Annotated in this window: 10 protein-coding genes and 1 pseudogene; 3 read left to right on the top strand and 8 right to left on the bottom strand. The window is 65.8% G+C overall.

Annotated elements, in window-relative coordinates:
• Positions 1 to 3: 3 nt before the first annotated feature.
• Complete coding sequence (locus HDG33_RS04555) at positions 4 to 2871, top strand: Hsp70 family protein (protein WP_221311260.1); 2868 nt, start codon at positions 4 to 6, stop codon at positions 2869 to 2871.
• Positions 2872 to 2980: 109 nt separating this feature from the next.
• Here HDG33_RS04555 and HDG33_RS04550 read toward each other — a convergent pair whose 3' ends face one another.
• The 6 genes from HDG33_RS04550 to argG form a co-directional block, all read right to left on the bottom strand.
• A complete protein-coding gene (locus HDG33_RS04550; RefSeq protein ID WP_409258963.1) occupies positions 2981 to 5107 on the bottom strand; it encodes a D-(-)-3-hydroxybutyrate oligomer hydrolase in 2127 nt (708 codons plus the stop codon).
• A gap of 173 nt (positions 5108 to 5280) precedes the next feature.
• On the bottom strand, positions 5281 to 5811 hold the full coding sequence (locus HDG33_RS04545) for a hypothetical protein (RefSeq protein ID WP_221311259.1): 531 nt from the start codon (positions 5809 to 5811) through the stop codon (positions 5281 to 5283).
• A gap of 287 nt (positions 5812 to 6098) precedes the next feature.
• Positions 6099 to 6617: a RidA family protein gene (locus tag HDG33_RS04540; protein ID WP_184022775.1), complete on the bottom strand. Its 519-nt coding sequence runs from the start codon at positions 6615 to 6617 to the stop codon at positions 6099 to 6101.
• Positions 6618 to 6733: 116 nt separating this feature from the next.
• A complete protein-coding gene (locus HDG33_RS04535; RefSeq protein WP_184022774.1) occupies positions 6734 to 8269 on the bottom strand; it encodes a transglycosylase SLT domain-containing protein in 1536 nt (511 codons plus the stop codon).
• A 157-nt stretch (positions 8270 to 8426) separates the two neighbouring features.
• Complete coding sequence (locus HDG33_RS04530) at positions 8427 to 9458, bottom strand: diguanylate cyclase (protein ID WP_311548182.1); 1032 nt, start codon at positions 9456 to 9458, stop codon at positions 8427 to 8429.
• Between the two features lie 179 nt (positions 9459 to 9637).
• On the bottom strand, positions 9638 to 10972 hold the full coding sequence (argG, locus tag HDG33_RS04525) for an argininosuccinate synthase (RefSeq protein ID WP_184022773.1): 1335 nt from the start codon (positions 10970 to 10972) through the stop codon (positions 9638 to 9640).
• 301 nt (positions 10973 to 11273) lie between these two features.
• Between argG and HDG33_RS04520 the strand changes: the two are divergent.
• Positions 11274 to 11594, top strand: a pseudogene (locus HDG33_RS04520) (cytosine deaminase); the annotation flags it as partial.
• Between the two features lie 44 nt (positions 11595 to 11638).
• Positions 11639 to 12568 (top strand): LysR family transcriptional regulator, encoded by a 930-nt coding sequence (locus HDG33_RS04515; RefSeq protein ID WP_184022772.1) that lies wholly within the window; start codon positions 11639 to 11641, stop codon positions 12566 to 12568.
• A 4-nt stretch (positions 12569 to 12572) separates the two neighbouring features.
• On the opposite strand, the gene phnX is transcribed toward HDG33_RS04515, so the two are convergent.
• Together phnX and HDG33_RS04505 are read right to left on the bottom strand one after the other, a co-directional pair.
• Positions 12573 to 13376 (bottom strand): phosphonoacetaldehyde hydrolase, encoded by an 804-nt coding sequence (gene phnX, locus HDG33_RS04510; RefSeq protein WP_184022771.1) that lies wholly within the window; start codon positions 13374 to 13376, stop codon positions 12573 to 12575.
• Positions 13377 to 13424: 48 nt separating this feature from the next.
• A complete protein-coding gene (locus HDG33_RS04505) occupies positions 13425 to 14675 on the bottom strand; it encodes a 2-aminoethylphosphonate--pyruvate transaminase (protein ID WP_221311258.1) in 1251 nt (416 codons plus the stop codon).
• Between the last annotated feature and the right edge of the window lie 40 nt (positions 14676 to 14715).

Below are 14715 nucleotides of genomic sequence, written 5' to 3'. Positions count from 1 at the left end.
GACATGAAGCGGTACAGCGTCGGCATCGATCTCGGCACCAGCAACACGGTGCTCGCGTACGCGCAAGCCGGATCGCAGCAGATTCGTGTGTTCGAGATCGAGCAACTCGTGAGCCCCGGCGAAGTCGCCGCGCGGCCGCTGTTGCCGTCGGTGCGCTATCAGGCGGCCGACGGCGAACTGAGCGCGGCCGATCTGCAGTTGCCGTGGTCCGGTGCGCGTGCGGCGTCGGGCCACGGCAAGGACGCGACGCAGCCGGTCGTGGTCGGCCGGCTCGCGCGGCTGCTCGGCGCGCAGGTGCCGGGGCGGCTCGTCGCCAGCGCGAAAAGCTGGCTGTCGCACGCGTCGGTCGATCGCGTCGCGCCGATCCTGCCGTGGGGCGCGCCCGACGACGTCCGCAAGATTTCGCCGCTCGACGCGAGCGCGAGCTACCTCGCGCACGTGCGCGCCGCATGGAACCAGCACTTTCCGAAGGCGCCGCTCGAACAGCAGGACGTCGTGCTGACGGTGCCCGCATCGTTCGACGAAGGCGCGCGCGCGTTGACCGTCGAAGCGGCGCGGCTCGCGGGACTGCCGTCGCTGCGGCTGCTCGAAGAGCCGCAGGCCGCGTTCTACGACTGGCTGTTCCGGCATCGCGACACGCTTGCCGGCGAGTTGGCGGACACCCGGCTCGTGCTGATCTGCGACGTCGGCGGCGGCACCACCGATCTGACGCTGATCGAAGTCGGCCTGTCCGACGACGGCGAGCCGCGCCTGACGCGCGTCGGTGTCGGCAATCATCTGATGCTCGGCGGCGACAACATGGACCTCGCGCTCGCGCATCTGGTCGAGGCGCGGCTGTTGGGTGGTGCCGGCGGAGGTGCGCAGGCGCCGCAACGGCTATCGGCGGCGAGCCTGTCTCAGCTGGTCGAGCGATGCCGCGTCGCGAAGGAGCAATTGCTCGGCGCGCAGGCGCCCGAGTCGGCGCCGGTCACCTTGCTCGGCGCGGGCTCGAAGCTGATCGGCGGCGCGCGCACGACGCAGGTCACGCGCGACGAGGTCGAGAAGATCATCGTCGATGGTTTCTTGCCGCGGGTGGCCGCCGATGAGCGTCCGGGCCGGCCGCGCGGCGCGATCGTCGAATTCGGCCTGCCGTACGCAACCGATGCGGCGGTCACGCGGCATATCGCGGCATTTCTCGAACGTTTCGCCGCGCAGTCGCGCAAGGCCCTGGGCACGGATTCCAGCACGCCGGACGCATCCGGCACAGCCGCCCTGCCCGTTCCCGACACGCTGCTGCTCAACGGCGGCGTGTTCCGCGCCGACGCGCTGTCGCGGCGTCTGGCCGACACGCTCGGCGGTTGGCGCGGCGCGGCGCTCAACGTGCTGCACAACGACAACCCCGACGTCGCGGTCGCGCGCGGCGCGGTCGCCTATACGCTCGCGCGCGCGGGCTTCGCGCCGAAAATCGGCGGCGGTTCGCCGCGCAGCTATTTTCTGGTGCTCGACGAAACGCCGGCCGGCAAAGACGACGCCGAGCCGGACGCGGCGCCGGCGCAACGCGGCATCTGCCTGCTGCCGCGCGGCACCGAGGAAGGTCACGAGATTCTGATCGCGGAGCGCACGTTCGCGCTGCGGCTCGGGCATCCGGTGCGCTTTCACCTGGTGTCGTCGAGCGCGGACACCGCGTATCAGCCCGGCGAACTGGTCGACCTCGCGGGCGGGGACTTCGTGCGTCTGCCGCCGATCGCGACGATCGTCCAGCCACGCGACGGCCATCGCGCTCGCGAAACCGCCGTGCGCATCGCGACGTCGCTGACCGAGGTCGGCACGCTCGACGTCCATTGCATCGAGCTCGACGAGCCATCGCAACGCTGGCTGCTCGAATTCCAGCTGCGCCACGCCGACGCGCAAGTGGATCCATCCGCCGAGGGCGCACCGCAACGCCACCCGGCGCTCGATCGCGCGATCGAACTGATCGACCGTTGCTTCGGCGCCCGCGCGCAAAACGTCGACCCGAAGGAGATCAAACGACTGCGCGCGCAGCTCGAACATCTGCTCGGCCCGCGCGACAGCTGGAACAGCGCGTTGCTGCGCGAACTGTTCGGCGCGCTGTGGGAGCGCGCGCGCCGCCGCCGCCGCTCGGCCGATCACGAACGGCTGTGGCTGAATCTGGCCGGCTATTGCGTGCGGCCCGGCTTCGGTTATCCGCTCGACGAATGGCGCGTCGAGCAACTGTGGACGCTGTTCGACGATGGCATCCAGTACGTGACCGACAGCCAGGTATGGTCGGAATGGTGGACGCTGTGGCGCCGCGCGGCCGGCGGCCTCGGCGAAGATGCTCAGCTGCGCGTGCTCGACGCGATGGACTATCTGCAGAAGGCCGCGCAATCGCGTCACAAGCTGCCGTTCGATGTCGCGAAGACCGGCTTCGCCGATATGGTGCGCCTGTGCGCATCGCTCGAACGGATTCCGGCCGAACGCAAGATCGAACTCGGCGAGGCGGTGCTCGCTCGCCTGAAAAAGCCAGCGGAAAACCATCAAAGCTGGTGGGCGGTCGGACGGATCGGCGCACGCCACCCGTTTTACGGCAGCGCGCATAGCGTCGTGTCGCCCGAGGTCGCCGAGCAATGGCTCGATGCGATCCTCGCGCTCGACTGGAAGAAGGTCGACCCCGCCGCCTTCGCGGCCGTCCAGATCGCCCGCATGACCGGCGACCGCTCGCGCGATCTGCCCGACGCGCTGCGCGCGAGCGTCGTGCGACGCCTCGAAGCGGCGAGCGCGCCGCGCGCCTGGGTCACGATGGTCAGCGAAGTCGTCGCGCTCGATAACGCCGACGAAGGTCGCGTGTTCGGCGAATCGCTGCCGGTCGGGTTGAAGTTGATCGGCGGCTAAAGCGTTTTGCGCGGCGCGAAGCTCAGCACCGCTCGTGCGGCGTCCAGATGCACAGCAACGCGCACACAGGCGGATACCTGTGTGCGCGCATTGCTTCAGCACGCGCCGCTCAATTCGGCACGTTCACGGCGCCATTCGTTGCGGAAATCGCATTGACACCCGGGGTCGCCGCGATCGCCGGCAGGTTGGCCGTGGTCAGCGCCGGTGCGGCTCCGGGCACGCCGCCGCGCGGTATCGTGTGGATCACCTGCGACGGCGGCAACGGCGTGCCGTTCTTCAGATGAGCCCACATCAGATTGAGCGCCTGAAGATTGTAGTAATGCAACGGCACGAAACGCGTATCGAAACCGGCGACGCCGAGGAACGCGTCAAAGTGCTGACCGTTCGTGACTTCGTACAGCGCCAGCTTGCTTGCGCCGCCCTCGACCACCTGGTTCAATCCGAGATACGGCCGCGACGCGTGATTGATCGGCACCAGCGCATCCGCGCGTCCTTGCACGATGATGGTCGGCTTGCCATGCAGATTCGCATTCACGCGAATTGCATCGACGCTGGCATTCAACGAACCGCTCGTCCACCGCGCGCGCAGGCATGCGGCGCCCGCGTAGCTCGCATCGGCGGTCGCGAGCCGATGATCGAGCGCGCCGGAGGCGCCCGCGTTGTAGACGAGGTTGATGCCATTGGTCGGCGGCACGCCGTTGCCGTTGCCGAACACCGTCAGCATCGGCGACACCGCCGGCGTCACGCCGGCTGCGCCAGTCGCGCTGGTGGTGCCGAAGCTGAAGTCGCACAGGTTGTCGGCGACACTTGCGCGCGCATACGCATTCGCATAGGTCACGGCGACGGCCGGCACCGCCTGCGAGTCCCACATCGGCGCTTGCAGCAGGTCCGAGTCGGTCTGATAGCCGTTCTGATGCAGCAGCGCGAGCGCATTGGTGGCCTGCGTCACCGTATCCGTTCCCGCGATCACGCCGGCCGCCGCGAGCGACGCGCAACGCGCGGTGCGCAGCGCGGTGGTGGTCGCGCTCGGCAGCGCGCTCAGATACGGCGCGCCGGTCGCGGCGGGCGCGAGCGCGGCGCACGGCTGCAGCAGGTTCGCGAGCGTCATGTAATCGGCGAGCGGTTTGCCGAACGCGCCGACCGGCACGCCGCCCTGCGCGACCGATACCTGCGGCGCAAGCCGCAGATTGATCTGCGGCTCGCCGACCACCACTGCCGTGATGAGACCCGACGTGTCCTCTTCGGCCGCCGCGAGCGACGCGCCGCCGCCGTTGCTGACCGACGCGGCGATCGTCGTGATGCTGCCGCTCGCATAGCGCACCGTGCGCGTCGAGCCATTCAACGCGCCGTACGAATCGTTGAGCGCCCAATACGCAAACTGGATCGCCTCCAACGTGTTCTTGCCCCAGTCCTGCTCGGGGTTCTGTTGCGAGTGCGCATGCTTGAACGCATAGCGGTTCGGGAACTGCGCGTTGAACGCCGCCAGCGTGCTGCTGCCGAGCTTCGCTGTGAAGAGGCTCGCCGTGCCCGCGGCGGTCGCATCCTGCAACGTGCCGTCGATCAGCGTCACGCGATTCGTCGACAGCTCGTGCGCGCCGTTGCCGCCGCCCTTGTCGGTGTAGGCCACCGCGCAGCCGCGCTTCAGGCCCCACTCGCCGGCCGCCGAAATCGCGCCGTACACGCCGCGCGAACCGGACGACGTCGCGGTGACGATGCACGGTTGGTCCGGATTGAAGCTCGCGGGAATCTGCACGAGCAGGCTAACGTTCTGCGCGCCGCTGCCGTCATCGGCATAGGCGAGGTATTCCTTGCCCGCGATCTTGCCTTCGCCGAGCGTGTCGTTGCCGTTCAGGTCGACGTTGGGGCCCCAGAAGCGTCCATAGCCGCCGTTCGCCGTCATGTCGACGAGCGCCCGATAGTTCGACCAGATCGCGAGACGCCGCAATTCGGCGGCCGTAGGTTGCGCCGCATTCGCGATGGCCGGCGCCGTCGCCGATGCGAGGCCGGTCTTGCCGAGGCCCGCGCTCAGCAGATCGTCGCTGTTGCCGTCATAAGATTTCGTCGTCACCGCGCTTTTGATGAAGCCAGGCAGCACGTTGCTCGGCGGCGGCGGTTGCAGCCCGTCGTTGCCGCTGCCACAGCCCGCCAGCACGATTGCGGACGCCATCACGGTCGCCGCGGTACCGAGCCTCCAAGGGTTGCGCATGGCCGCCGGGATTTTTTTCGCTGTTGTCATCTGTTCTGTCTCCGTCATTTATACGACGTTGTATTGGCAGCGGTACCCAACTTGTTGCCGACCCCGCTCCATCTGGTTCGCTAGAACGAGATGCTTCGGATACCGAGGCATCGCTAGCGTGCATTGACCTCTCTGTGGAGTCAATCCACGGTCATACCCTTACACAACGAGCATCAGGATTCGGGCGAAACAGCCGGCCGGCTAGTCGGAATCGGCCATGCGAGTGAACCCGTCGTCGCTCCAGTCTTCGGAGCCGACACCGTGGCGAACGAAGAAAACTCCGCGCGGGTGAGTTCACCCCAGTGGCGATTGCATAGCCTGTCAGCGTAAAAAGCGACGAAGCGGCCCAGCAACCGTTTGTAGGCGACATCCGAGCGGGCCACGACTGCGCAGGATACGAGGCCAAACACGGCCGGCAGTTCGTGCGTGCGCAAAGTCAGACGGCTGACGACGCCGAAGGTACCGCCACCCCCACCTTTCAAGGCCCAGAAGAGATCGGGTTCTCTTCGGGCGTTGACAACCCTGACCGCACCGTCCGCCGTAACGACCTCCGCTTCGAGCAGTGAAGCAGATGCAATGCCGAATTGTTTGGAGTGCGTTCCAAAACCTCCGCCTTGAATCAGTCCCGCGACTCCCACTGTTCCACAACCGCCGCCCTGTACATACCGACCCACGCCTCCGGTAACGGCTTCATAGGTATGCATCCAGATCGCGCCTGCCCCGACGCTTACCGCGGGTCCGGGTGGAATGACCCCGTCACATCCCAGTCCGAAGGCGTTGGCCATCCCGGTTCGCCCGGTCGTACGCGTCGCGGGGTCTGCGCAGCGCGAGCGTCATCGAGCCGAAGCAGCGGCCAGATGGAGGCGAACAGCGGGACAGCCGCAAGCCACCTGATCAGATCACGGCGCTTCACCATGGCGCTCCTCCACGCTGAAACGTGATCGTTTCCATTTCTCAGACGATCGCTCGCGACAGCGGTGGCGGCACGAGCTCACCCCTCGCTCGATGCAAGCGCTCGGGCGTCTCGTGGAAAAAGTTCGACTTCAGCCTCGATCTCCACGGGAATGTTGAAGGGAAGCTCGGCCAGTCCCACCGCGCTGCGAGCGTGAACGCCGCGCTCCTCGCCAAAGACAGCGAGTATCAGTTCCGAAAAGCCGTTGATCACCGCGGGCTGTCGGTTGAACCCGGGTGCCGAGTTGACCATGCCGAACACCCTCGTCCAACAGGCGATGCGCTCCAGACTTCCGAGCTCGCGCTTGAGGCTGCCCAGAATAGCGAGCGCGGTGAGACGAGCCGCCACGAAGGCCTGCTCCTGCGAGACCTGACTGCCCACCTTGCCAAGTGGCTCGGCCAGCGAGCCGTCCGCGTTGGTCGGTCCATGGCCCGAGATGCAAGCCCTGTGGCCGACTATCCGCACCCATGGGAACGGAAGCGTCTGGCCGGGAGGAAGTCGTAACGGTTCCGGCAAGACGTAGCCAAGTGCGTGCAAGCGATCTTCAACGGTCGACATATTCAGACTCCACGTGAAGGCCCAACTACGTTTATTCGCGCGCGCCTCGACAATCGCGCAGCGGCGTGGCTGCGGCACGTCGCTGCGGTGACAGCGCTTTCAGATGCCCGCTTCCCTCACGCTCCGCCCTGCTTGCGCATCTGCCCGATAGCGCGAGCGCGTGCAGCCTCGGCCTCCCGGACGAGCCGGTACGCAACGTAATATTTGAAGACATTGCGCACGTACGTCGTTGGTTCGATGCCGATTTTCTCGGCGACTACGATTTCGACATTGTTGAACCACTTGTTGGGATCGAGACCGCGCGCCGCCGCTTCCTTGCGCATTCTGGCGATCTTTGCGGGTCCTGCGTTGTAGCTTGCGAATGCGAACAGCGAGCGATCCCTTTCCGAGAAGTGAGCATCGGGAAAGTAACGGGCCATCAGCACATCGAGATATTTCGCTCCCGCATGTATGTTGGACTCCGCCACCCTGATGTCGCCAACCGCAAGTTCCTTCCCCGTGGCTGGCATCAACTGCATGATCCCGATTGCGCCAACGTGACTGCGGGCGCTCTGGTTCAGCTGGGATTCCTGATAGCCCTGAGCCGCAAGCAAAAGCGGATCGAAGCGGTACTGCGCACCGTATTTTTCGAAAAGACCGACCGTCTGCCCGAACCGCTTCAGCTCCGCTGACTCCGTATTGTTGGAGATCTGCTTGATGCGCTTCATTTCCTGCTGCAGACGGACTTCCGCGACACTCTGCTTCTTCACGTAATTCAGGTAGAAGTCGTTGATCGCGTCCCGCAGTTTGGGGCTCTTGAAGCGCACCGCCCAGCCGATGTAGCCTGCGTCGCGCACCGAAATATCGTTATGCACGACGATTCCAGCCAGTACCGGCGCCCATACCTTTGCCTTCCAGTCGTCCACGACGAGGATCTGGAGCAGCCCAACATTGAGCATCTCCATTGCGTCCTCGTCCTCGAGCGCGTCGGGCAGCGGCACGAGTTTCACCGGAGCTTTGCCTTCCTTGCCAAAACGCGCGTTCAACGCGTTCAGGCTCTCGTAATAGCTGCTGCTGGGCCGCACATGGACCGTCTTACCGCTGAGATCGTCGAGCTTCGCGAGGGCCGGCGACTTCGGCCCGGTCACGACCACTTCGCGTACTGCTGTCCGGTCACGCGGCGCCACGAAGTCGACCTGCTTCAGGCGGACCTCCGTGACCGTCAGATTGCCCGCGGCGATGTCGCCCCGACCCGCTATCAGCCCCGGGAGCAACTGGTCGCGAGTCGTCGGAATGATGACCAGGGTGAGCGGACGCTTGCCGAGCGTCGCCTGATACTTCTTGTTCACATAACGCTCGAAGTCCCGCATGAGACCGGCGGTCAGCCCACGTTCGTGACCTTGCTCATTCAGATAGAGCGTTCGACTGTAAGGAACCAGCACGCGGATCAGACGCCGGTCGAGCATGGCGTCGAAATCGCCCGTGAACGGTTGATTGCCGAGATCGATCCGGCGCGCTGCGGGAGCCGACGCCGCGGCGGTTGGGGATGCCGGGAGGGCCGACGAGGCGGCCGGCTGCGCGGCGACACTTTGGGCGGCGACGCACGCCGCGGGGCCGACGATCATGCCTGAGCAGAACGCCGCGATGTACAGCAACGTTTGAATGATGCGCATCGTAAAACACCCTGCTGTCGCACCCGGCGACTGCGTCGACGTTCACTACGCGCATCCATATTGCCACGATGGCAACGGGTGAAAATGGGACGATGGTCCTATAAGCAATGCGCCATGACTGAAGATAGAGCCGTACCGACGCAATCGCCAACGCCCGCTACGCCATCGTCACGCGATTTCGTCCTTTGTGCTTCGAGCGATACAACGCACGGTCAGCGCTCGCGAAACCGTCGCGATGCGCGGGGCGCGACAGGTCGCTGATACGCGTGAGCGACGCGCCAATGCTGAGCGTCACCACCCCAAGCGGCGACGCGCGATGCTCGATCGCGAGGTCCGCCACGCGCTGGCGCAGCGTTTCGAGCGTGTCTTCGAGCATCGATGGTTGCGCTTCGAGCACCAGCATTCCGAACTCCTCGCCGCCCATGCGCCCGACCACGATGCGCTCGCTGTCGGCGGCGGCCTGCATCACGGAGGCAACCAGACTCAGACAGTGATCGCCGGCCTGATGGCCGTAGGTGTCGTTGTACTGCTTGAACCAGTCGACGTCGACGACCACCGAGCCCATCACGTCGCCGTCGCGCGCCTCCTTCCAGCGGCGCGCGATGGTTTCGAGCAGGAAGCGCCGGTTGTACAACTGGGTGAGCGGATCGATCGCGGTGGCCGTGCGCATCTTCAGATCGTTTTCGATCATCGCGCGCAGGTGGTAAAACACGCCGCGCCGGCCCGCGTCGAGACGGCCCGGCGCCGGGTCCATCGCGCACAGCGCGCCAACGATCTCGCCGTTCGGCGCGCGCAATGCGATCGCCGCGTAAAAGCGCACGAACGGATGACGCTTGACGAGCATGCATTCGCCGAAGCGGCTGTCGTTGTGCGCATCCTCGATCACGAACAGGTCGGCATCGCGCACCGCGTAGTCGGCGAGCGAGCGCGCACGCGTGACGAGCGGCATCGCCATGCCGACCTCGGCGCGATAGTGCTGATACTCCTCGTCGAGCAGCACGATCGCGGTAATTGCCGCGCCGGTCACGCTCTTCAGAATCTCCGCCGCATGCGTGAAGCACTCGCGCATCACCTGGTCGTCGTGCAACAGCCACTCGATGACCGAAGACTCGACCTCGGGTTCGCCGGCGGCGGTCGAGTCGACTGGCATCCGGCTGGCGAGGCGGTCGTTATTGTAAGCGAGTTGCACGGAAGGGTTCCAGAATGGACTTAGCTTATGTCAACGGCATAGGCACGCGAAACTTGAGCACAGAATGTGGGATCGCGCCCAAGCGCCGGAGCGCATCCGGGAGCCCCAAAGAAAATGGGCCGGCTCTTGCGAGCCGGCCCATCGATCGATGCGAGGTTCAGGTAAACAGACGCGCCGCTTTACTCCTTGTCGCCCTTCACCTGCGGCAGCGCCGACGTCTCGTTCGACGACAGCAGGCCCACCTGCGAGTAGATGCGCAGCTTGTCGCGCGTGTCGGTGATGTCGAGGTTGCGCATCGTCAGCTGGCCGATGCGGTCGCGCGGCGAGAACGTCGATGCGACCTTTTCCATCGACAGACGCTCGGGCTGATACGTGAGGTTCGGCGACTTCGTGCTGAGGATCGAGTAGTCGTTGCCGCGGCGCAGCTCGACGCTCACTTCGCCGGTGATCGCGCGCGCGACCCAGCGCTGCGCGGTTTCGCGCAGCATGATCGCCTGCGGATCGAACCAGCGGCCCTGATACAGCAGACGGCCGAGGCGGCGGCCGTTCTCGCGGAACTGCTCGATCGTGTCTTCGTTGTGGATGCCGGTGACGAGACGCTCGTATGCGATGTTGAGCAACGCGAGGCCCGGGGCTTCATAGATGCCGCGGCTCTTCGCCTCGATGATGCGGTTTTCGATCTGGTCGCTCATGCCGAGACCGTGACGGCCGCCGATTCGGTTCGCTTCGAGCAGCAGCTCGACCGCGTTCGGGAACGTCTGGCCGTTCAGCGCGACCGGCTGGCCTTCCTCGAAGCGGACCGTCACTTCTTCCTTCGCGATCTGCACGTCGTCGCGCCAGAACGCGACGCCCATGATCGGGTTGACGATCTTGATGCCGGATTCGAGGCTTTCGAGATCCTTCGCTTCGTGCGTCGCGCCGAGCAGGTTCGAGTCGGTCGAATACGCCTTTTCGGCCGACATCTTGTAGTCGAAGCCCGACTGGCGCATGAACTCGGACATTTCCGAGCGGCCGCCGAGTTCGTCGATGAACAGCTGGTCGAGCCACGGCTTGTAGATCTTCAGGTCCGGGTTCACGAGCAGACCGTAGCGGTAGAAACGCTCGATGTCGTTACCCTTGTACGTGCTGCCGTCGCCCCAGATGTTGACGCCGTCTTCCTTCATCGCGGCCACCAGCATCGTGCCGGTCACGGCGCGGCCGATCGGCGTCGTGTTGAAGTAGGTGACGCCCGCCGTCGAGATATGAAACGCGCCGCACTGCAGCGCCGCGATGCCTTCCGCGACCAGCTGCGCGCGGCAGTCGATCAGGCGCGCGCCTTCGGCGCCATATTGCGTGGCGCGACGCGGGATCGAATCGTAATCGTCTTCGTCGGGCTGACCGAGGTTGGCCGTGTAGGCGTACGGCACGGCGCCCTTCTTGCGCATCCAGTGCAGCGCGGCGCTAGTGTCGAGGCCGCCGGAAAACGCGATACCGACCTTCTGGCCGATCGGAAGACTTTCAAGGATTGTACTCATAAGCAGTAGCGTTAAACTCGACGTACGGGGAGATTTTGGGGGTAACAGCTGAGTATCGGGCAAGCCTGGCGATCAGGCAAGTTACGCGGGAGTATACCGTGAACCGCCGTCCGGCCTTGGATTTTGCCGGTCGTCGCGGCCTCGCGCCGCAATCCCGCCGCGCCGAATTTCCGGATTAATTCACGCTGTATTTGCCGTAACGGGGGCGGATTTATTATCGTCTAAGGGTAGCATCGCGGGTTGCGTCGACGCACCGGCCGTTCACCCCTTTCATCCCGTTCATTCCCCTTGCCCGCCGCCCATGATCACGACCACCCCGCGCCCCGCGACGAACGCCTCGCTTGTCACCCACGTGCGGCTCGCCGACGGCAAGCGCGCCGAGGTGTCGATCGTCGATGGCCGGATCGCCGCGCTCGGCGCCGCGCTGCCGCGCGAGCCCGGTGTGCCGGTCGAGGACGGCGGCGACGCGCTGCTGCTGCCCGGTTTCGTCGAAGGGCATACGCATCTGGACAAGACCAACTGGGGCTTGCGCTGGTATCGCAACGAAGTCGGGCCGAAGCTGATCGATCGCATCGAAAACGAGCGCCGCTGGCGCGCCGAAAGCGGCCACGACGCGCGCGCATGCGCCACGCCGTCCGCTACAACAAAGACGTTTTTTGGACTCGAATGATCAATCTTTTTCAGGCCATGCAGGCCTTCGTCAAGGTGGCCGATGTCGGCAGCTTCGCGCAGGCCGCCGGGCAACTGAACGTGTCGACGTCGGTCGTCACGCGTCATGTGTCGAGCCTCGAACAGCATCTCGGCATTCGCCTGTTTCAGCGCACCACGCGCAAGGTCGTGCTGACCGAGGCCGGCGCGCAATACGCGGACGGTTGCCGCGTGCTGCTCGCCGAACTGGAGGAAGTGGAGTCGCGCGCGACCACGGCCTCGCGCGACGTGGCCGGCGACCTGCGCATCGTCGCGCTCGGCAGTTTTTCGCTGTTTCGGCTAACGCCGCTGTTCGCCGAATATCAGGCGCGTTTTCCGCAAGTCAACCTGCGCGTCACGCTGACGGAAAAACGGGTCGATCTGCTTGAAGGCGGCTTCGATGTCGGCATCGTGACCGAGCATATGATCCGCTCGGAGTCGCTGGTGGCGCGGCGTCTGATCAACTCGCACGCGGTGCCGGTTGCAGCGGGCGCGTATCTCGCGCAGGCCGGTCATCCGCAAACGCCGGCCGAACTGGACGGGCATCGGCTGATTGCCGCGCCGTTCGACACGACCGGCCCGATGTGGATCTTCCGCAAGGGTGACGGCGATGCCGAAAGCGCGAGCGAGGACGGCGACGACAGCGGCGAGAGCATCGCGATCGATGCATCGTTCACGGTCAACAGCATGATCATGCAGAAGCAGGCCGCGCTGGGCGCGATGGGCATCGCGCTGCTGCCGCTCGAAATGGTCGAGGACGAGTTGGGCGCCGGCACGCTGGTGCGCGTGCTCGACGGCTATGCGGTGCTCAATGGCGACGTGGCCGTGTCGCTGGTGTATCCGAGCCGCGAGTTCGTGCCGCGCAAGGTGCGCGAGTTCATCGATCTCGCGGTCGGTTTCTTCAAGTGACGCTTCAAGGCCGTTCGCCGCGCGCGAGCCGTGCGTCGATGTCGTACACGACCGGCATCAGATCCGCGACGCTATCGATCACGTAATGCGCGCCCGCCGCCTTCAGCCTGGCCATCGCGGCGTTGCGGCGCGCGGCGAATTCGTCGGCCGGCAACGCCTTCACCTCCGCCTCGCTCATGCCGAACGCGTTGCCGCTCACCGCGACACCGACCGCCCACGTGCCGGCGTTGATGCCTTCTTCGATACCGACCTCGGTGTCGTCGACCTTGATCGCCTCTTTCGCGCGCCACACGCCGAGCTGCGGCAGCGTCCGGTAGATCATGTACGGTGACGGCCGCCCTTCCGGCGTATCGCCGGTGCACACGATGCTGTCCGGCGCAAAGCCCTGCGCGGCCGCGCCCGGTACGATTTCGTCGATGATCTCGCGGGTATAGCCGGTCGTCGTGCCGATGCGGATATCGTTCTGACGCAAGGCGCTCGCGACTTCGGCGACGCCCGGGATCACCGCGCTGTAGCTCGCCGCGACCGCGATGTTCTTCGGCACGAACACCTCGTACACGGCGTCGATATCGGCGTCGGTCGGCGTATGGCCGTGGCGCTCGGCCCAAGCCTGCGCGACGCGCGGCAGCGCCATCAGCGCCGCGATGTGCGGCCGCTTGGCCATGCCCATCGGGCCGCGCGCTTCGTCGATCGTGATCGGCACGCCGAACTGCTCGAAGGTCTCGACGAAGGCCCCCATCGGCGCGCGTGAACCGTAGTCGACCACCGTGCCGGCCCAATCGAAAATCACTGCCTTCACGTATTTCATCTGCTTGACTCCCCAGGAATCCGAATGTATCGGGTTTGCTGTCGCGGCTCAGGCCGCCTGCGCGAGCGCCTTGCGTTCGTCGAGCGCGGCGGGCGGCGGCCCCGCGTGCGTGACGCCCATCGTGCGCAGCGCTTGCGCGCAGGCATCGACCACGCGTCGCATCACCTGCTCGTCGACCTGACCGATGCAGCCGATGCGGAAACTGTCGACCACCGTCAGCTTGCCCGGATAGATGATGAAGCCCTGCTCCTTCATCAGTTCATAGAAGCGCGCGAACTCGAACGAGGGATGCGCCGGCGAAAAAAACGTCACGATGATCGGCGAGCGCCAGCGCCCGTTGAGCAGCGGCTCGAAGCCAAGCTCGTGCATGCCGGCCACCAGCACGTCGCGATTGTTGGCGTAGCGCGCGAGCCGCGCGGGCTGCCCGCCTTCGAGCTGGTAGAGACGCAGCGCCTCGAGGAACGCGGCCACCGTATGCGTGGGCGGCGTGAAGCGCCACTGGCCCGTGCGATTCATCACGTCCCATTGATCGTAGAGATCGAGCGCGAGCGAATGGCTGCGGCCTTTCGCCTCGCGCAGGGCGCTCTTGCGCGCGATCACGAAGCCGAAACCCGGCACGCCCTCGATGCACTTGTTCGCCGACGACACGAACGCCTCGCACGCGATCTGCCGCACGTCGAGCGGCACCGCGCCGAAGGCGCTCATCGAATCGATCAGCAGTTTGCGGCCGTGCCTCGCGACCGCGGCGGCAATCTCATCGAGCGGATTGAGGATGCCCGAGCTCGTTTCGCAATGGATCGCGACCACGTGCGTGATCGATGGATCGGCGGCAAGCATGCGCTCGACTTCGAGGCCGCGCGGCGGCAGGTAGTCGCCCTTGTCGAGCAGTGTGCAGGCGCGGCCGAGATAGCCAAGCGTGATCGCCGCGCGCTTGCCGTACGCGCCGTTCGCGAGCACGAGCGCGTGGCCGTCGCGCGGAATCAGGCTGCCGAGCATCGCTTCGACGCAGTAGCTGCCGCTGCCCTGCAGCGGCACGCAGTCGTAGTCGCCCGCGGCGTCGCCGGCGATCGCCAGCAGGCTCGCGCGCAACTCGGCGGTCATCGCGCGGAAGTCGCCGTCCCACGAGCCCCAGTCGCGCAGCATCGCCTGTTTCGTCGATAGTGCCGTGGTCAGCGGGCCCGGCGTCAGCAGATAAGGCTCGCCGCCAGCCGGCGCGGCGCAGGGTGTGGTGCAACGGGTCGATGTTGCCGCGGCTGCCACGGCCAATGTCGCCGCCGAACCGCCGATCGCGCTTTCCATGTCCGCAACTCCGATATCGCTATGTCGATAGCTCACACGA

The sequence above is a fragment of the Paraburkholderia sp. Cpub6 genome (assembly GCF_014201065.1).
Classification (GTDB): domain Bacteria; phylum Pseudomonadota; class Gammaproteobacteria; order Burkholderiales; family Burkholderiaceae; genus Paraburkholderia; species Paraburkholderia tuberum.
Note: the sequence above shows the minus strand (reverse complement) of the source record. Positions and strands in the feature narration are given on the sequence as shown.

Coding starts and splice junctions, on each gene's coding strand:
- argG (WP_184022773.1), bottom strand. CDS start 10,972: ATGAGTACAATCCTTGAAAGTCTTCCGATCGGCCAGAAGGTCGGTATC.
- HDG33_RS04505 (WP_221311258.1), bottom strand. CDS start 14,675: ATGGAAAGCGCGATCGGCGGTTCGGCGGCGACATTGGCCGTGGCAGCC.
- HDG33_RS04540 (WP_184022775.1), bottom strand. CDS start 6,617: ATGTCGACCGTTGAAGATCGCTTGCACGCACTTGGCTACGTCTTGCCG.
- HDG33_RS04555 (WP_221311260.1), top strand. CDS start 4: ATGAAGCGGTACAGCGTCGGCATCGATCTCGGCACCAGCAACACGGTG.
- HDG33_RS04545 (WP_221311259.1), bottom strand. CDS start 5,811: ATGCATACCTATGAAGCCGTTACCGGAGGCGTGGGTCGGTATGTACAG.
- HDG33_RS04550 (WP_409258963.1), bottom strand. CDS start 5,107: ATGACAACAGCGAAAAAAATCCCGGCGGCCATGCGCAACCCTTGGAGG.
- HDG33_RS04535 (WP_184022774.1), bottom strand. CDS start 8,269: ATGCGCATCATTCAAACGTTGCTGTACATCGCGGCGTTCTGCTCAGGC.
- phnX (WP_184022771.1), bottom strand. CDS start 13,376: ATGAAATACGTGAAGGCAGTGATTTTCGATTGGGCCGGCACGGTGGTC.
- HDG33_RS04515 (WP_184022772.1), top strand. CDS start 11,639: ATGATCAATCTTTTTCAGGCCATGCAGGCCTTCGTCAAGGTGGCCGAT.